A 17,907-nucleotide genomic window follows, 5' to 3' on the forward strand; every position below is an offset into this window, starting at 1 on the left:
TACTGGTTCTTTACTAGTCGATCTTGACCGACTGTTTGCCCAGCTCAGACCGTACGGATTGTGGAGCCCAGGGGACTTGAACCCCTAACCCCCGCCTTGCAAAGGCGGTGCTCTGCCAGTTGAGCTAGGGCCCCGGGACTGATGTCAGCGCAGGTCGGTGGCCGTGGTGGCCTCGTGCCACAGGGCACGCTCGTCGCTGGACGCCTTGACCCGCTTGACGATCAGCGCAGCCGCGCCAACCACACCGGCGATGATCAGGAGCTTCTTCAGCATGGCTGGACCTCTCGATCTGCGACTGCCGGGCACGGTGGTGGGGCTAGCTGGAATCGAACCAGCGACCTCAGAGTTATCAGCTCTGCGCTCTAACCGACTGAGCTATAGCCCCGTAAGTGCGACAACGAAGGTTACCGTACCCCGACTTGGACCCCCAAACCGGGACCCCCGCCGCGGCGACGGACCGGAAGGGGTCGCCGCGCGGTGGGCGGCGGCCCCTCCCGTACCCGTTCAGTCCCGCTCCGCCAGGGTGAGCTCGATGCCACCCACCAGGTCGGCGCAGACGTTGTAGATGAACGCACCGAGCGTGGCCAGGGCGGTGAAGAGCACGACATTCACCGCACCGACGAGCATCGATGTGCCGATGACGCCCCACGCGGTGACCCGGAAGCCCGCGTTGCTCGATCCGGCGCCACCGCTGGCGCTCACCAGGTCGCCCAGGCCCTTGTTGATCTCGTTCCAGACACCCATGGCGTCCAGCGCGAGATACAGGACCGAGGTCGCCACGACCACGACGATGAAGAGCACCACGGAGACGGCGAAGGCGAACTTCATCACGGACCAGGGGTCGATCCGCTTGAGGTTCAGGCGGGCGCGGCGGGGGCCACGCGCGGCGGCAGACGAGACCGTCGACCGCGCGGCGCGCACCGTTTCCGACACCCGGGCCGCGCCGACCGCTGCCGCACCGGCGGGACCCGCGGCGGCGGCGCCGGGGCGCCGCTGGCCATCGGCGGCCGCCGCGCCGGGACGCTGCGGCGCGGCGCCGGGCGTGACCGGGGGCAGGACACCGGTACGGGGTGCCGTCCCGTTGGCTGCCGCGCCCTTGTTGCCGCCCTTCGTGACTACCGGTACCGCCGCCGAGCCCTTCGCGATCCCCGCGGCCTGCGCTCCGGCCGGCCGGTCCGCCTTCGCCGGGGCGTCCCCATCGGCCATCGGCTCACTCGGCGGCGGGGCCATGCCCGGCGCACGGGTGAACTTCGGCGGGGACGCGGCGTCGGCGGCGGGGACTGTCGCGCGGCCGGTGGCCTCGCGTCCGGCCGGCGTGGAACCGTCCTTCTTCGGCTCCTCGTCGACCGGAGTTGTCGAGGTCCCCGAGCTCCCCGACTTCGCGGTGGTCTCCGTCATCAACTAGTCCTGTTCGTCAGGCTCGTCGGCATTGCGAGCAAGCGCCACGATGGTTACACCTTCTGGGAGGTCCATCAGCTTGACCCCCATTGTGTTCCGATCCCGCGTGCGCCGTACAGGCTTCACGGGAGTCCGGATGACTCCACCATTGCTGGTGATGGCAAACAGCTCGTCCTCCGGGCTGATTACCAACGCACCGACTAGACCACCGCGACGCTCCGTGATCTTCGCGGTCAGTACGCCCTTGCCACCCCGCCCCTGGACGGGGTACTCCTCGATCGGCGTCCGCTTGGCATACCCGCCGTTCGTGGCGACCAAAACGTCCAGCCCCTCGCGGACGACCTCCATCGCCAGCAGCTCGTCGTCGTCGCTGAACCGCATGCCGATGACGCCCGAGGTCGCCCGGCCCATCGGCCGCAGCGCCTCGTCCGACGCGTTGAACCGGATGGCCTGGGCATGCTTGGAGACCAGCAGCAGATCCTCCTGCGCACTGGCCAGCGCCGCCCCCACCAACTCGTCGTCCTCCCGCAGGTTGATGGCGATGATGCCACCGCTCCGGTTGGAGTCAAATTCCTCCAGCCGGGTCTTCTTCACCAGGCCATTCTTCGTTGCCAGCACAAGATACGGTGCGACCTGGTAATTCGCGATCTGGATGACCTGGGCGATGTGCTCGTCGGGCTGGAACGCCAGCAGGTTCGCGACGTGCTGGCCCTTGGCAGTCCGGCTCGCTTCTGGTAGTTCGTACGCCTTGGCCCGATAGACGCGGCCCTTGTTCGTGAAGAACAGGATCCACGCGTGGGTCGAGATCACGAAGAAGTGGCTGACGATGTCGTCCTGGCGCAGCCCGGCGCCGCTCACGCCCTTGCCGCCGCGCTTCTGCGACCGGTACATGTCGATCTTGGTGCGCTTCGCGTACCCCGTTCGTGTGATGGTCACCACGACGTCCTCGCGGGCGATGAGGTCCTCCATCGAGACCTCGCCGTCGAACGGGATGATCTGGGTGAGCCGTTCGTCACCCCACCGGTCGACGATCTCCTTGAGCTCCTGGGAGATGATGGCCCGCTGCCGCTCCGGCTTGTCCAGAATGTCCTTGAGGTCGGCGATCTCCACCTCGATCTTCGCCAACTCATCGATGATCTTCTGGCGCTCAAGGGCGGCCAGCCGCCGCAGCTGCATGTCCAGGATCGCGGTGGCCTGCACCTCGTCCACGTCCAGCAGCTGCATCAGGCCCTGGCGCGAGTCCTCGACCGTCGGCGACCGCCGGATCAGGGCGATCACCTCGTCCAGCATGTCCAGCGCCTTCACCAGGCCGCGCAGGATGTGCGCCCGCTCCTCGGCCTTGCGCAACCGGAACGCCGTCCGCCGCTGGATGACGTCGATCTGGTGCTCGACGTAGTACCGCAGGAACTGCGCCAGGTTCAGCGTGCGCGGCACGCCGTCGACCAGCGCCAGCATGTTCGCGCCGAACGTCTCCTGCAGCTGGGTGTGCTTGTACAGGTTGTTCAGCACGACCTTCGCGACCGCGTCGCGCTTGAGAACCAGGATCAACCGCAGACCGGTACGCCCGGACGACTCGTCCCGGATGTCCGCGATCCCGGTGAGCTTGCCGTCCTTGACCAGCTCGGCGATCCGCTCCGCGAGATTGTCCGGGTTGACCTGGTACGGCAGCTCGGTCACCACGAGGCTGGTACGCCCCCGGGCGTCCTCCTCCACCTCCACGACCGCTCGCATCCGGATCGACCCGCGCCCGGTGCGATACGCGTCCTGAATGGCCGACTTGCCCACGATCAGGCCCTTGGTCGGGAAGTCCGGACCCTGGACGATGTCGAGGAGGGCGTCCAGAGTGGTCGCCTCGTCCGCATCGACGTTGTCCAGGCACCACTGCACCCCCTGGGCGATCTCCCGCAGATTGTGCGGTGGGATCTTCGTGGCCATGCCGACCGCGATGCCCTCGGAACCGTTGACGAGCAGGTTCGGGAAACGCGCCGGCAGGATGGTCGGTTCCTTCGTCCGACCGTCGTAGTTGTCCTGCATCTCGACGGTGTCCTCGTCGATGTCACGCAGCATGTCCATCGCCAGCGGCGCGAGCCTCGACTCGGTGTTGTGGCTGACGAAGCCGTTCGTCACGAACGCGTGATCGTCGGTGTCGACCCGGATGCTGAACACCGGACGTACGCCGCCGTCCGCGAGGCTGGCCACCTCGGCGTAGTAGAACCGGCCGTCCACCAGCGGCTCGACGACGTCCAGGACACCGGGCTCGGTGATCCGGGCCGCGATCTCGGCGCCGTCACGCTCCCAGCGCTCGATGCGGTCGACGTTGTGCTTGACCAGCCAGTCACGCTCGGTCCACCGTCGAGCACCATGCGTACGGATGAAGTCACCGACGAACGGCACGTGGTCGCTGGACAGCGCCGTGCTGGACGCCGGGACCGATCCCAGCTCGGACTCCAGCTTGGCCTGCTTGCGGCCGAGGAAACCGACGTTGAGCGCGAACTGGCGGGCGTCGCGGCGGTTCGTGATGACGACCTTGATCTCGCCCTCTTCGTACCGGCACTGCTTGGCGACCACGCCGAACTCCAGCAGCAACTGCTGGACCTCGGCGGCGAGACGGGAGCTGCGGGTCGAGTACGAGATCTGGATCGTGTTGCGCGGCAACAGCGAGGACGAGCCGTCGCCCTCGAACAGTGCCTGCAGGAACGCCCGCTTCACGGCGGCCGGGCCCGCCCACACGAACGCGGGGATGAACTTGGCTGCACTGCGCGCCCCGACCAGTTCCCCGAGGACGCTACGGCGCAGCGCTTCCATGTTCTGGATGTCGAGCTCGTGCAGCACACTGCCCGACGCGATCAAGCGGCTGCCCACGTAGCGCGGACCCCCCACCGCGATGTCGTACGCGGACACGACCCGGGAGAAGAAGCTGGCATCGATGTTGTTGAAGCCGGCGCGCTTCTGCGACGCCCAGCCCTCGCTGACGAACGCACCGGCCAGCACCGCCGCCTCGACGTGCTCCAGCATCGGCATGCCGATCTCGTCGGGCACAACCCGTTGCATGACCACGCGGTCACCCGGCTGGATCTCCTCCAGCAGCTTCCACAGCAGCGTCGGCACGCCCGCCACGCTCACCAGGCACAGGACCGGGTGGTTGTGCGTACCGGTCAGCTCGAAGCCCTCGCGGGTGCGCAGCGTGAGGGTCGGGTGCTCGCCCGAGTGGAAGAACTTCGTGGCCCGGACCGGGTCGCCGTTACGGTCGTAGACCTTGAGGTCGATGTCGGTCTCGGAGTTCGGCGCCGCGTCCGGGACGATGTCGCCGATCCGCACCGAGCCAAACGGCGTTCGGACCAAAGTATCCGAAACCAGACAATAACGCATCGCCGCTGGCGGATCGTTGCCCGGCGAGCCGAAGTTGCCGTTGCCGTCGATCAGCGGGTAGCGCAGCGACCACGGCTGCGCCATGCGGACCAGGGCGTCATAGATGGACGAGTCGCCGTGCGGGTGGTAGTTGCCCATGACGTCGCCGACGACGCGGGCGCACTTGACGTACCCGCGGTCCGGGCGGAAGCCGGAGTCGTACATCGCGTACAGGATCTTGCGGTGCACCGGCTTGAGGCCGTCTCGCACGTCGGGCAGGGCCCGTCCCACGATGACGCTCATGGCGTAGTCGAGGTACGAGCGCTGCATCTCGACCTCGAGGCCGACCGGCTCGATGCGCTGGGTCACGCCGCCGCCGACGTCGTCCTGGGGCTCGTCGCCAGGGGTCTCGGGAGTGTCCGTCACAGTTAACCCTTACTTGCAGTGGAACCCGACATCAAGGGCCGAGCTACGCATTTCGCTGTGGATAACTTTGTGGAAAGTAGTGGGGGACTGTGTATAACCACAGGTCGGCGGTGTTTCGATGACCGCCGACCTGCCCGTCAGATGTCCAGGAAGCGCACGTCTTTGGCGTTGCGCTGGATGAACGTCCGGCGCGCCTCGACGTCCTCGCCCATGAGCACGCTGAACAACTCGTCCGCGACCGCAGCGTCGTCCAGTGTGACTTGACGCAGCGTCCGGGTGGCCGGGTTCATCGTGGTGTCCCACAGCTCCTGGAAGTTCATCTCGCCGAGACCCTTGAACCGCTGGATGTCGTCCGGCTTGGCGTTCGCCTTCTTCTGCTGGCGCAACGCGATCAGGCCGTCGCGCTCCCGATCCGAGTACGCGTACTGGGCGTCATCGCCCTTCTTGTTCCATTTGATCTTGTACAGCGGCGGCGCGGCCAGGTAGACGTGGCCGACCTCCACGAGCGGTCGCATGAAGCGGAACAGCAGGGTCAGCAACAGCGTCTGGATGTGCTGGCCGTCGACGTCCGCGTCCGCCATCAGCACGATCTTGTGGTAGCGCAGCTTGGCGATGTCGAACTCGTCGTGGATGCCCGTGCCCAGCGCGGTGATCAGCGCCTGGACCTCGTTGTTCTTCAGCACCCGGTCGATCCGGGCCTTCTCCACGTTCAGGATCTTGCCGCGGATCGGCAGGATCGCCTGGGTGATGCTGTCGCGGCCGGACTTGGCCGAGCCGCCGGCCGAGTCGCCCTCGACGATGAACAGCTCGGTCAGGCGCGGGTCGGTGGACTGGCAGTCGGCCAGCTTGCCCGGCATCGAGCCCGATTCCAGCAGCGACTTGCGGCGGGCCAGCTTGCGCGCCTGCTGCGCGGCGATCCGGGCCCTGGCGGCCTGAGACGCCTTGGTGATGATCATCTTGGCCTCGGCCGGGTTGCGCTCGAACCAGTCCGCGAGCTGGTCGTTGGCGACCTTCTGCACGAAACTCTTCATGTCCGTGTTGCCCAGCTTTGTCTTTGTCTGGCCTTCAAACTGCGGATTGGCCAGTTTGACCGAGATGATGGCGGCAAGACCCTCGCGGATGTCCTCACCGGACAGCTTCTCGTCGCTCTTGAGGTACTTCTTCTCGGCGCCGTACCGGTTCACGATCGTGGTCAGCGCGGCCCGGAAGCCCTCCTCGTGGGTGCCGCCCTCGTGGGTGTTGATCGTGTTGGCGAACGTGTACACCGACTCGCCGTACGACTCGTTCCACTGCATGGCGACCTCGACCGCCATGCCGTCCTCGTTCGCCTCGGCGCCGAACTCGATCACCGACTTGTGGATGGCCGTCTTCGTGGCGTTGAGGTGGCGCACGAAGTCGGCGATGCCGCCCGCGTACATGAAGGTGACCTCGCGGGCCTTGCCGTTCTCGTCCTCCTGCCCGGGACGCTGGTCGAGCAGGTTGATCGTCAGGCCGCGGTTGAGGAACGCCATCTCCTGCAGGCGGCGGTAGATGGTCTGGAAGTCGAAGTCGACCGTCTCGAAGACCGCCGGGTCGGGCCAGAACTGGACCGTCGACCCGGTCTTCGTGGTGGTCTCACCCTTCTCCAGCGGGCCGGGCTTGGAGGCGGTGTACTGCTGGCGCCACACGAAGCCGGACTTGTGGATCTCCACGGCCATGCGGGTCGACAGAGCGTTGACCACGGAGACACCGACACCGTGCAGGCCGCCGGAGACCTTGTACACGGTGCCCTCGAACTTGCCGCCCGCGTGCAGCACGGTCAGCGCCACCTCGACGCCCGGCTTCTTCAGCTTGGGGTGCAGGTCGACCGGGAAGCCACGCCCGTTGTCGGTGACCGAGACGCCGCCGTCGGCCAGCAGAACGACGTCGACGGTGTCGCAGAAGCCCGCCATGGCCTCGTCGACGGCGTTGTCCACCACCTCCCAGACCAGGTGGTGCAGGCCGCGCTCGCCGGTGGAGCCGATGTACATGCCGGGACGCTTGCGCACCGCTTCGAGGCCTTCGAGCACGGTGATGGACTCGGCACCGTATTCGTGCTTCTTCTCTGCCACCTCGGCCACTTTCTCGTGCCTGGCCCGCGCGCGGGCCGGACCCGGGGTCGGCGGGCGACTGCCGGCGGCCGGCGGGCAGGGCGCACCACAGGCGACAACCCGCGGGGAGGGGCGGACCACCGGTGGAGCCGAGCCGCGCCGGTCGCCGCGGTCACCCGCGGATCGTGATCGGCTGGAAAAATCGCGCAGCGTGACGGATCATCGTCATGCTGGCGTTTTCCCGGTCTTCGGCGATTCTACTCCGCTGGAGCGAGTTCTCGGGGGTCCGGCACCCTTTCCGGGCGGCTCAGATTGCCGTAGCGGCTCGCAGGCCGCCTCCCACGTCTCCCCCTACACGGAAGAGGGGCCCGACCGCAACGGCCGCGGAATCGGGGGCCGCCCGGTGGGGCGCGCCTGCCGCACCCGAGGGCCACGCGCTGCGACACTGCCTCACGGCCACCGGTGGCGGTGTCGTAACCTCCCCGCGCGGGCCGGTGTACGGCCGGACGGCCGCAAGGGTAGGTCGAGGAGGTGGCCCCCCATGGCGCACGACAAGGGCCTGGACAACGTCGCGGTGCGCTGGCCGCGGACGAACCAGTTCTATGACCCGGTGGCGCCCGCCGAGTTCGTCGACTTCGGGGGCATCGCGGAGGCGCCCGACATCGCGGCGCCGACGGGCGCGCTCGCGCTGCACATCGCCAAGACGGGTACGGTGCGGGCGACCGCGTACACGGAGCTGGTCGACTTGCTGCTCGGGCTCGACGGGGTGCTCTACGCGACGGACGCGGCGGCCGAGGACGAGGACCCGGTGATCGACCCCGACGGCTGCGCATGGATCGCGGGCGGGCTGGAGCGCTTCGTCGAGGGCCACCATGAGTACGGCGACCTGGTCACGTTCGACAGCGTGGCCGGCGTGATGCGCGCGGCGGTGGCCGGTGGCCGCCTCGCCGAACAGCAGTTGCGCTGGCTGGATCACCGGCTGGCGGCGCTGCGCGACGACGCGGGGAACGCGCCGCACTGGAGCTTCGCGCGTACGGAACTGGCGGTGTTGGCCGGCTTCTACCGCCGCTGCGCCGAACGCGGCTTCGCCGTCTTCGCCGACTACTGACCCTGCGGCCTGTTCAGGGGGCCTGTTCAGGGGGCCTGTTCAGGCGGCCTGTTCAGGCGGCCTGTTCAGGGGGACATGGCGGCGGCACCGTCGGCCCCTCCGCCCCCAACGACCGCCTTGGGAACTGACTCGCGTGGCGCCCGCGCGATCTTGAGGAGTTGTGGCGCGGAACGGACCCGAAGTCTCCAACGTTGCTGTGCTGCCGCCCACCGCCGACCGCCCACCGGCGGCGGGCGGCGTCGTGGGGCGGGCGGGGCTCGTCCGTCCGGGCGTTTCGCGGCCGGTCGGGCGTTCCACGGTTGCCCGGGCGTTCCCGGCCCCCCGGGCGTTTCACGGCGGGTCGGGCGTTTCACGGCTGGTCGGGGGTTTCGCGGGCGTTCGGGCGGCGGGTCAGCCGTAGGTGTCGCGGGGGCCGCGGCCCTGGACGCGGCGCGGGCCGCGGTTCCACGACGGGGCGGCGGGGCCGTGGATGTTGAGCTTGGTGATGACGTTGTTGCCGACCTCGGCCGCGATTCGCTTGAGCAGGTTGCCGGCCAGCAGACGGAGCTGGGTGGCCCAGGCCGTCGACTCCGCCTCGACCGTGAGTACGCCCGCGTCGAGCTTGACCGGGCGGCTGTGTGCGGCGATGTCGGGCCCGACGACCTTCTCCCACGCGCCGAAGACGGTGGCCTCGGCGGCGGGCTTCTGCCAGCCCCGCTGCTTGATCAGGCGCTCCAGGACGGCACCGAACAGTTGCGGGTCGCGCGGGTCGGGGCCTGGCCCGGAGTAGCCGCGCAGCCGCCGCCCACCGGACTCGCCGCCGCCCCCGGACCGGCGTCCGGCGCGCGGGGCGGCGCGGCGCCGGGCCAGCGCCGCGTCGAGCACCGCCCGGGCCAGTTCGGGTCCGGCGGGCCCGTCGCCCCCGCCCGCTTCGTCACGCTCGCCCGACCCGTCCGACCCGGAAACGTCGCCCAGCCCGGAAGCATCGGCGGGCCTAGAAGCCCCGCCCAGCCCGGAAGCATCGGCCGGCCTAGAAGCCTCGCCCGGCCTAGAAGCCTCGCCGGGTCGGTGAGACCCGCCCGACGCGTGCGGCGCTGACGGCGCGCTCTGCCCCTCGGCGCCGCTGGGCTGCAGGTAGATCGGTCGGCCGGGCTCCGAGCCGACGGGTCCGCCCTGGTCGGCGGGGCGGTGGTCAGCTGGCACGGGTCACCACCCCGGGTGCGACGTCGAAGCGGGCGCCGCGCAACGTCGCCGGTACGTCCTGCGGGACCGCGCACGTCACCAGCAGCTGGCTGGCGTCACCGACCAGCGTGGCCAGCCGGTCCCGGCGTCCGGCGTCGAGCTCGGCGAAGACGTCGTCGAGCACCAGCACCGGCTCGATCCCCTCGGCGCGCAGCAGGTCGTACGCGGCCAGCCGCAGCGCCAGCGCGAACGACCAGGACTCGCCGTGGCTGGCGTACCCCTTCGCGGGCAGGTCGCCCAGGGTCAGCGCCAGGTCGTCGCGGTGCGGGCCGACCAGCGTGACGCCCCGTTCGATCTCGGCGGAACGCTGCTCCGCCAGCGCCTCCAGCAGCGCCTGCTCCAGCGCCGCCCGCTCCGACGCGAGGGCACCGCCCAGCCGCGAGGTGTACGCGATGGCCGCCGCCGACCGTCCCGCCGCGACCGCGTCGTACGCCTTGGTCAGGTGCGGTGCCAGCGCGGTGACCAGCTCCAGGCGCCCGGCCAGCAGCTCGGCCCCGTGGTGGGCGAGGTGCTGGTCCCAGACGGCCAGGGTGGACAAATCCTGCCCACGGTTGCCGCCGACCTTGCGGGTCAGGTACGCGGTGCGCAGCAGGGCGTTGCGCTGCTTGACCACCCGGTCGTAGTCGGCGCGTACCCCGGCGAACCGGGGCATCCGGGCTACCAGCAGGTCGTCGAGGTAGCGGCGGCGCTCGCCCGGGTCACCGCGGACGAGTTCCAGGTCCTCCGGGGCGAACAGGACCATCCGCAGTGCACCGATGACCTCGCGGGCGCGGCGTACCGGGGAGCGGTTGAGCCGGGCCCGGTTCGACTTTCCGGGGACGATCTCCAGTTCGACCAGCAGTTCACGTCCCTCGTGGACGATCGCGCAGCGGACGATCGCGGCGGCCGCCCCCGCGCGGACCAGCGGCGCGTCCGTGGCCACCCGATGACTGTCCAGCGTGGCCACGTACCCGAGGGCCTCGACGAGGTTGGTCTTGCCGGTGCCGTTGGGGCCGACCAGCACGGTGACGCCGGGTTCGAGGTCGACCGCCGCCCGCTCGTACGAGCGGAAGTCGGTGAGCTCGACCCGGCGCACGTACACGGCTGGCTCAGCGCTTGACGGCGTGGCCGCCGAACTGGTTGCGCAGCGCGGCCACCGCCTTGATGGCGGGCGAGTCCTCCTGGCGGGAGGCGAACCGGGCGAACACCGAGGCGGCGATCACGTTGGCCGGCACGGCGAGCCGCACGGCCTCGTCGACGGTCCACCGGCCCTCGCCGGTGTCCTCGGCGTAACCACGGATCTGGGCGAGCTGCGGGTCCTCGTCCAGGGCCCGGTCCAGCAGGTCGAGCAGCCAGGACTTGACCACGCTGCCCTCGCGCCAGCTCTTGATCACGGCGGGGACGTTCTGCACGAGCTCGGAGGCCTCGAGGATCTCGTAGCCCTCGGCGTAGGCGTGCATGAGGCCGTACTCGATGCCGTTGTGGATCATCTTGGCGTAGTGGCCGGCGCCGTGCGGGCCGGCGTGCGCGAAGCCGAACTCCCCGGCCGGCTTGAGGGCGTCGAAGATCGGGCGGCAGTGCGCGACGATCTCCTCGTCGCCGCCGACCATCAGCGCGTACCCGTTGGTCTTGCCCCAGATGCCGCCGGAAACGCCGCAGTCCAGGTAGTGGATGCCCTTGGCCGCCAGCCGCTCGGCGCGGGGCGCGTCGTCGGTGAACTTGGAGTTCCCGCCGTCGATGACGATGTCGCCGGGGTACAGCAGTTCGGCCAGCTTGTTGATCGTGCTCTCGGTGATCTCCCCAGCGGGGACCATGGTCCACACCACGCGCGGCGCGGTCAGCTTCTGCACCAGCTCGGCGAGGCTGGCGACGTCGCTGGACTCCTTGTGGTGGTCGTACCCGATGACTTCGAGACCGGACGCGCGCATCCGGTCCCGCATGTTGCCGCCCATCCGGCCGAGACCGACAAGGCCGAGCTGCATGATGTCCCCCTACGGTGTGCGTACTTCAGCTCAGTATCAGCGGGTTACCCGGATCGGCATGATCAGATAGCGGTATCCAGGCACGATTTCCCCGTCTTCACCGGCGGGCGAGATGACCGCGGGCTTGAACGCGTCGACGAAGGACAGCACCGCGGTGGGGGCGTTCAGGTTCTGCAGGCCGTCGATCAGGTACTGCGGGTTGAAGCCGATGGTCAGCTCCTCGCCGGTGAAGGTGGCCTCCATCGCCTCGCTGGCGCGGGCCTCCTCGGTGCCGCCCGCCTCGACGACGAGGCCGTCGGCGCTGAAGCTCAGCAGCACGGGGGTGGTGCGCTCGGCCACCAGGGCGACCCGGCGCACCACCTCGACCAGCGCCCCGACCGGCACCCGCGCCTCCGCGTTGTGGCTGGTGGGGAAGAGGGAGCGTACGGGCGGGTAGTTCGCGCCGTCGAGCAGTCTGCTGGTCGTGCGGCGGGTGCCACCCGCGAACCCGATCATGCCCTCGCCGGCGGTGCCCTGGGCGAGCGCGATGGTGACCTCGCCGCCGACCGGGCCGAGCGCCTTGGCGGTGTCGTTGAGCGTCTTGGCGGGCACCAGCGCGTTGAGGCTGACCTCGGGGTCCTCGGGAGCCCACTCCATCTCCCGCATCGCGAGGCGGTAGCGGTCGGTGGCCAGCATGGCGAGGCTCGTGCCGTTCAGCTCCACCCGGACGCCGGTCATCATCGGCAGCGTCTCGTCACGGCCCGCGGCGACCGCCACCTGGGCCACCGCGGCGGCGAAGGCCTGCGCGTCGACGGTGCCGGTGGACAACGGCATCTCCGGCAGGGTCGGGTAGTCCTCCACCGGCATGGTCGGCAGCGTGAACCGGGCGCTGCCGCAGACCAGTTCCAGATGCGCGCCGACCGCGGCGATGTCCACCGGCTTGGCGGGCAGCGCCTTGGTGATCTCGGCCAGCAGGCGGCCGGAGACCAGCGCGGCGCCGTCGGCGTCGGCCTGCACCTCCACGCTCACCTGGCTGGACACCTCGTAGTCGAAACCGGAGACGTGTAGCCGCCCGTCCGCCGCCCGCAGCATGACGCCGGCCAGCACCGGCACCGAGGGACGGCTCGGCAGGCTCTTGGCCGTCCATGCCACGGCGTCGGCGAGCGCGTCTCGCTCCACCCGGAACTTCATGCTGTCCTCCGCAACGCTTCCTCTGTAGGGGCGGACCACCGAACTCTAGGGCGCGTACGGTCCTGCCCCGCGCCCGACCCCGGTGCTGAGAACTGAGCCTGACATGGGCGGGCCAGTCGCGACCCATCCACACCTTCCCCAACGCTGATGATTGGTTTTTGTTGTCTTAGAAGAGATAACTAGTCGTCTTCATCGGCCCTGTGCACAGTGTGGAGAACTGCCGTTCGTGCAGGTCAGCGGGTTATCCACCGGTGTTTCACATGTGGGTAACCCGGGTCGGAACACCGGTCCGCGTCCACAGTCGCCGACCCGGCGGCGGTTGTCCACCGTTGTCCACCGGCTGTCCACCGGAAATCCACGGGGTTTGTCCCCGGAGCTGGGGATAACGCCGCGACGGCACCGACCCGTCGTCCCCAGAACCTTCAACAGGCCATCCACACTCGTCCACAAGGAGTGGACAGAGCCGTCACGGTGAGTGTCTGTCCACATCGATTTCCCCAGGAGTAGTCCACATCTGTGGGGAAGCCGCGCGCCGGTTGTCCACGGCTGGGGACAACTGCTGGGGACGGCCGGTGGATAACGTTGGCACGGACACAGTCGGGTGGCGCCGCTGTGTGGACAAGCGCTGCGCGGGAGAACCGGCCGACCGTACGAAGAACGGGCCGGCGCCCGGAGGCTCCGACCCGTGTGGGCTGTGATGCCGCCCTCAGGTGTTCTGCTTGATCCGGTTGGTGAGCTCGGCGATCTGGTTGTAGAGCGAGCGGCGCTCCGCCATGTGCTGCCGGATCTTGCGGTCGGCGTGCATGACCGTGGTGTGGTCCCGGCCACCGAAGGCCTGTCCGATCCGGGGCAGGGACAGTTCGGTCAGCTCGCGGCACAGGTACATGGCGACCTGGCGGGCGTTGACCAGGACCCGGGAGCGCGAGTGGCCGCGCAGGTCCTCCAGGCTGACGCCGAAGTAGTCGGCGGTGGAGACCATGATCTGGTCGGCGGTGATCTCGGGGCCCGCGCCGTCCGGCATGAAGTCCCGCAGCACCTCCTCGGCCACCGACAGCTGCACCGGCGAGCGGGTCAGGCTGGCGAACGCGGTGACTCTGATCAGCGCGCCCTCCAGTTCCCGGATCGAGTTCGACACCCGGGAGGCGATGAACTCCAGCACGTCGTCCGGGGCGTACATCCGCTCCTGGGTGGCCTTCTTCTGCAGGATCGCGATGCGGGTCTCCAGGTCCGGCGGCTGGATGTCGGCCAGCAGACCCCACTCGAACCGGGTACGCATCCGGTCCTCCAGCGTGGCCAGCTGCCGCGGCGAGCGGTCGGAGCTGATCACGATCTGCTTGTTCGCGTTGTGCAGCGTGTTGAAGGTGTGGAAGAACTCCTCCTGGGTGCGCTCGCGGTTCTCCAGGAACTGGATGTCGTCGATCAGCAGGATGTCGACGTCGCGGTAGCGCCGCTGGAACGCCTGCGTCTTGTCGTCGCGCAGGCTGTTGATGAAGTCGTTCGTGAATTCCTCGGTGGAGACATAGCGCACACTGCGGGCATGGCCGAGCGTGGTGGCGTAGTGCCCGATCGCGTGCAGCAGGTGGGTCTTGCCCAGCCCGGAGCTGCCGTAGATGAACAGTGGGTTGTACGCCTTCGCGGGTGACTCGGCCACCGCCACCGACGCGGCGTGCGCGAAGCGGTTGGAGGACCCGATGACGAAGGTCTCGAACATGTACTTGGGGTTGAGCCGGTTGCCGCCGTCACCGCCCGGGCGCGCGTTGCCGCCCACCCGCATGTCGACCGGGCTGCGGCCGGGGCCGTTGTCGCCCGCGTGGCCCATCCGCAGCGCCTCGTCGCGGCGATCGGGCCCGGGCGGGCGCTCGTCGCGCCGCTGGTTGTCGCGCCGCTGTCCCGGGTCAGTGCCCATCCGGCGCGCACCGGACTCGTTCGGCGGCTCGGCGTACTGCGGCTCGGCGTACTGCGGCTCCGGGTAGTGCGGAGACTGGCGGGGCGGTGCCTCCGGCTCGGCGCGCCCGGCAGCCGGGTGGGGCGCGGCGGGGTGGGCCGGCAGCGGCGCCGGCATCTGCGCCTGCTGCGGCACGGGCGCGGCGAACAGCGCGTCCTGGCCGTCGCGGGCGGCCGGAACCGCGCGGGGGTGCGGCGCGGCCGGCGACGAGTGCTGCGCCGACCCGGTCGGCGCCGCGGCGAAGCGCTGCGGGTCGTACTCCTCTGATGGGTACGGAAGGTGCTCGTCTGATGGGTACGGAAGGTGCTCGTCTGATGGGTACGGAAGGTGCTCGGCGCCGTACCCGGGGGCGGGGGTGCCGCGGTCGTCGGCGTAGTGGCCCGGGCGGTCCTCGGGTTCGGGTGCCGGGGCGCCGTAGCCCTCGGGCGGTGGCGTGCCGTACACCGTGCCGGGGCGGCCGGAACCGTCCTCGGGCGGCCGTACCGTGACGGCGACCTGGATCGGACGGCCGAGCCGGCGCGACAGCGCGTCGGTGATCGCCGGCCGCAGCCGCGACTCGATCACGTCGCGGGTGAAGGCGTCCGGGACGGACAGCAGTGCCGTGTCCTCGACGATGGCGCGCAGGTGGGTGAGTCGCAGGTACGCCCGCTGCTGGCCCGACACGATTTCGTCGGCCAGCTCGTTCGTCGCCGCAGTCCAGACCTTGCTCAGGTCGACCGAATCGGCCACCGCCGCGCCACCCCCATCGCCACCGGACGCCCCGGTGCCTTGTCCGGCTATCCGCCTCTGCCCGTCGTCACCCACACGGGCGGCCAACCGGCTCCCCCAACCCAGCACATTCATACGCGCTGTACGTGCACGGCGCCGCCGGCTGTCCACAGGTTATCCACAACCTGTGCACACCTTGGCGGTCGCTCCCCGGCCGGATGGTCGGCAGATTCCCCGGAGCCTGTGCTGGCGCGGGAAAACAGGCTCACCGTGCCGAACGATTCACCGCCTTGTCCGGTTTTGGCCCCCTCTATGCGGTATGCGAACAGCGCTGGGGGGACCAGCAAACGGGCACGCTAACAGCGCGGCGGCACCGGGTTCAACCGGTGGCCGCCCGTGCGAGGTGCCAACGTTCATCGACCGTACAGAATGATCGGGAGGTGGGACGCACGGCCCGGTCACCCTGGTGTGCTGGGCCTGCGGTTGGTTGACCAGCGAATCCGGCCTGCGTAGGGTCGAAGGGTTGCTCCGCCGCGCTCTGCTAAAGTGGCGTCTTGCAGCCGATCCCCTTTGCACGTAGCACGAAGACGGAGTTCTGACGTGAGCAAGCGCACCTACCAGCCGAACAACCGCCGGCGCGCGAAGACCCACGGCTTCCGGCTGCGCATGCGCACCCGGGCCGGCCGTGCCATCCTCGCTGCCCGCCGCTCCAAGGGCCGCGACAAGCTGTCGGCCTGAGCCGACACCTGTCGGGCCGGAATGCCCAGGTAATCGTGCTGGCCGCGGCGCAACGACTGCGGCGTAGCACCGACTTCGCCGCAGCGGTCCGCGGTGGCCGCCGAGCCGGACGAGCCACCCTGGTCGTCCACCTGAGCGTTCCGACGATCTCTGACGAGCCGGCGCCCGCCGGGAGTCCCGACTCCCCGGCGCGCGCCGGCTTCGTCGTGTCCAAGGCGGTCGGCAACGCGGTCGTCCGTAACCGGGTCCGGCGCCGCCTGCGTCACCTGGTCCGGCCGAGGCTCGGCGAACTGCCGCCGGGCGCCCTGCTGGTGGTCCGCGCGTTGCCGGCCTCCGCTGAGGCGTCCAGTGCCGCGCTCGACGCCGATCTGGCCGCGGCGCTCGCGGCCGCCCGGGGACCGCGTCGAGGGCGGGGCCGATGAGCACGGACTCACCGGGTCCGACGCCCGACGAGGGCGCGCCGGACGTGGGGCCGGACCCGACGCGGCGCGCCTCGCTGGTCGCCCGGCTGATGATCGGTGCAGTCGTCGCGTACCGTCGTTATTTGAGCCCGGCACTGCCGGCCCGCTGTCGGTTCTACCCCTCGTGCAGTGCCTACGCCCAGGAGGCGTTGGCGCGGCACGGCGCTCTGCGCGGGACCGGACTGGCGATCTGGCGGCTGTTGCGCTGCCAACCCTTCCACCCCGGCGGGTACGACCCGGTGCCTGACCCGAAGCCTCGCCGTCCTGCCGATGTGACAGGAGCATGAATTGAGTCTCGACTGGATCTACTACGCGATCTCGTGGATCCTCCTGCGCTGGCACGCCCTGTGGGACGCCATCGGCATCCCCGAGTATCGGGTCCTGGGGACCAACTGGTCCTGGGTCCTGGCCATCGTGTTCCTAGTGGTGACGGTCCGGGTCATCCTGTTCCCGGTCTTCGTCAAGCAGATCAAGTCCCAGCGCGCCATGCAGGCCCTGCAGCCCAAGGTCAAGGAGCTGCAGGATAAGCACAAGGGTGACCGGGAGACGCTCCAGAAAGAGATGATGGAGCTGTACCGGACGGAGAAGGCGAACCCGTTGATGGGCTGCCTTCCGATGTTCCTGCAGATCCCCGTCTTCCTGGGCCTGTTCCACGTGCTGCGCCGCCTCAACCCGGACCTGCCAGAGAAGTACAAGACTCTGTACGGCTGGTCCGTCGAGCAGTTCAACAGTGCGGCGAATTCAGCCCTGTTTAGCGCTCCCCTGCCGTCGAAGTTCGGCTCCAGCGCTGAGGAACTGGCCGCCCTCGACGCCAACAGCGTCACGGTCAAGATCGTGGCGGGCATCCTGGTCCTCGTCATGATGACCACCACATACCTGACCAGCCGCCAGATGATCCTCAAGACCGGCTGGGCCGAAGACCCGCAGCAGAAGATGATCCAGCGCCTGATGCTGTACGGCATCCCGCTGTCCCTGCTGGTCTCGGGCGGGCTGTTCCCGATCGGTGTCATCATCTACTGGGTCACGAACAACCTGTTCACCCTCGCCCAGCAGCAGTGGGTGCTGCGGAAGTTCCCGCCGGCGCCGATGGCCGGCAGCCGTGGCCCGGGCCCCCGCCCGGCCGGTGGCTCCGGCGCCGCCAAGGGTGGCTCCGCCAAGAGCCCGGTCCAGCCGGCTCGCACGGGTGGCCTGTTCGGTCGCGGCAAGGCCAGCGCGGAACCGGAATCCCCCGTGGTGGACACGAAGGCCCTCGCCCCCAAGCCGGGTGCCAAGCCGACGAACCCCAAGAAGGGCGCCAGACCGGCGAACAAACCCCAGGGATAGCCCGGCGCGCGGGCCCCACGGCCCGCGACGC

The 17,907-nt window shown here is 69.6% G+C and carries 14 protein-coding genes and 2 tRNA genes; 5 read left to right on the forward strand and 11 right to left on the reverse strand.

Annotated elements, in window-relative coordinates:
• Nucleotides 1-61: 61 nt before the first annotated feature.
• The 6 genes from EV385_RS13810 to gyrB form a co-directional block, all read right to left on the reverse strand.
• Nucleotides 62-134, reverse strand: a tRNA-Ala gene (locus EV385_RS13810).
• A 10-nt stretch (nucleotides 135-144) separates the two neighbouring features.
• Entirely contained in the window at nucleotides 145-273 is a 129-nt protein-coding gene (locus EV385_RS35050; protein WP_242624868.1) for a DLW-39 family protein, read from the reverse strand.
• Between the two features lie 35 nt (nucleotides 274-308).
• Nucleotides 309-385 (reverse strand) — tRNA-Ile (locus EV385_RS13815).
• 119 nt (nucleotides 386-504) lie between these two features.
• Complete coding sequence (locus tag EV385_RS13820) at nucleotides 505-1,398, reverse strand: DUF3566 domain-containing protein (RefSeq protein WP_130509842.1); 894 nt, start codon at nucleotides 1,396-1,398, stop codon at nucleotides 505-507.
• A gap of 3 nt (nucleotides 1,399-1,401) precedes the next feature.
• Nucleotides 1,402-5,115, reverse strand: coding sequence for an intein-containing DNA gyrase subunit A (gyrA, locus tag EV385_RS13825; RefSeq protein WP_423203114.1), 3,714 nt, complete (start codon nucleotides 5,113-5,115; stop codon nucleotides 1,402-1,404).
• Between the two features lie 194 nt (nucleotides 5,116-5,309).
• Nucleotides 5,310-7,262, reverse strand: coding sequence for a DNA topoisomerase (ATP-hydrolyzing) subunit B (gyrB, locus tag EV385_RS13830; protein WP_130509843.1), 1,953 nt, complete (start codon nucleotides 7,260-7,262; stop codon nucleotides 5,310-5,312).
• Nucleotides 7,263-7,782: 520 nt separating this feature from the next.
• Between gyrB and EV385_RS13835 the strand changes: the two genes are divergently transcribed.
• On the forward strand, nucleotides 7,783-8,349 hold the full coding sequence (locus EV385_RS13835) for a hypothetical protein (RefSeq protein ID WP_130509844.1): 567 nt from the start codon (nucleotides 7,783-7,785) through the stop codon (nucleotides 8,347-8,349).
• 390 nt (nucleotides 8,350-8,739) lie between these two features.
• Here EV385_RS13835 and EV385_RS13840 read toward each other — a convergent pair whose 3' ends face one another.
• From EV385_RS13840 to dnaA, 5 genes are all read right to left on the reverse strand, one after another.
• Nucleotides 8,740-9,225, reverse strand: coding sequence for a DciA family protein (locus tag EV385_RS13840; RefSeq protein ID WP_423203115.1), 486 nt, complete (start codon nucleotides 9,223-9,225; stop codon nucleotides 8,740-8,742).
• Nucleotides 9,226-9,520: 295 nt separating this feature from the next.
• A complete protein-coding gene (gene recF, locus EV385_RS13845; protein WP_130509845.1) occupies nucleotides 9,521-10,651 on the reverse strand; it encodes a DNA replication/repair protein RecF in 1,131 nt (376 codons plus the stop codon).
• A gap of 7 nt (nucleotides 10,652-10,658) precedes the next feature.
• The gene (gene gnd, locus EV385_RS13850; protein WP_130509846.1) at nucleotides 10,659-11,531 is read right to left on the reverse strand and encodes a phosphogluconate dehydrogenase (NAD(+)-dependent, decarboxylating); all 873 of its coding nucleotides are present in this window, start codon (nucleotides 11,529-11,531) and stop codon (nucleotides 10,659-10,661) included.
• Between the two features lie 36 nt (nucleotides 11,532-11,567).
• Nucleotides 11,568-12,701: a DNA polymerase III subunit beta gene (gene dnaN, locus EV385_RS13855; RefSeq protein WP_130509847.1), complete on the reverse strand. Its 1,134-nt coding sequence runs from the start codon at nucleotides 12,699-12,701 to the stop codon at nucleotides 11,568-11,570.
• A gap of 706 nt (nucleotides 12,702-13,407) precedes the next feature.
• Entirely contained in the window at nucleotides 13,408-15,375 is a 1,968-nt protein-coding gene (dnaA, locus tag EV385_RS13860) for a chromosomal replication initiator protein DnaA (protein ID WP_130509848.1), read from the reverse strand.
• A gap of 579 nt (nucleotides 15,376-15,954) precedes the next feature.
• On the opposite strand from dnaA, the gene rpmH reads away from it, so the two are divergent.
• The 4 genes from rpmH (at nucleotide 15,955) to yidC (ending at nucleotide 17,876) form a co-directional block, all read left to right on the forward strand.
• Nucleotides 15,955-16,092 carry a 50S ribosomal protein L34 gene (gene rpmH / locus EV385_RS13865; protein ID WP_020516543.1) on the forward strand — a complete coding sequence of 46 codons (138 nt, stop codon included), beginning with the start codon at nucleotides 15,955-15,957 and terminating at the stop codon, nucleotides 16,090-16,092.
• Between the two features lie 35 nt (nucleotides 16,093-16,127).
• The gene (gene rnpA / locus EV385_RS13870) at nucleotides 16,128-16,514 is read left to right on the forward strand and encodes a ribonuclease P protein component (RefSeq protein ID WP_130509849.1); all 387 of its coding nucleotides are present in this window, start codon (nucleotides 16,128-16,130) and stop codon (nucleotides 16,512-16,514) included.
• An 89-nt stretch (nucleotides 16,515-16,603) separates the two neighbouring features.
• Complete coding sequence (gene yidD / locus EV385_RS13875; RefSeq protein ID WP_242625290.1) at nucleotides 16,604-16,840, forward strand: membrane protein insertion efficiency factor YidD; 237 nt, start codon at nucleotides 16,604-16,606, stop codon at nucleotides 16,838-16,840.
• A 1-nt stretch (nucleotide 16,841) separates the two neighbouring features.
• Entirely contained in the window at nucleotides 16,842-17,876 is a 1,035-nt protein-coding gene (yidC, locus tag EV385_RS13880; RefSeq protein WP_130509851.1) for a membrane protein insertase YidC, read from the forward strand.
• The last annotated feature ends 31 nt before the right edge of the window (nucleotides 17,877-17,907 follow it).

This window comes from Krasilnikovia cinnamomea (assembly GCF_004217545.1).
GTDB lineage: Bacteria > Actinomycetota > Actinomycetes > Mycobacteriales > Micromonosporaceae > Actinoplanes > Actinoplanes cinnamomeus.

Coding starts and splice junctions, on each gene's coding strand:
- EV385_RS35050 (WP_242624868.1), bottom strand. CDS start 273: ATGCTGAAGAAGCTCCTGATCATCGCCGGTGTGGTTGGCGCGGCTGCG.
- EV385_RS13820 (WP_130509842.1), bottom strand. CDS start 1,398: ATGACGGAGACCACCGCGAAGTCGGGGAGCTCGGGGACCTCGACAACT.
- EV385_RS13835 (WP_130509844.1), top strand. CDS start 7,783: ATGGCGCACGACAAGGGCCTGGACAACGTCGCGGTGCGCTGGCCGCGG.
- gnd (WP_130509846.1), bottom strand. CDS start 11,531: ATGCAGCTCGGCCTTGTCGGTCTCGGCCGGATGGGCGGCAACATGCGG.
- dnaN (WP_130509847.1), bottom strand. CDS start 12,701: ATGAAGTTCCGGGTGGAGCGAGACGCGCTCGCCGACGCCGTGGCATGG.
- yidD (WP_242625290.1), top strand. CDS start 16,604: ATGATCGGTGCAGTCGTCGCGTACCGTCGTTATTTGAGCCCGGCACTG.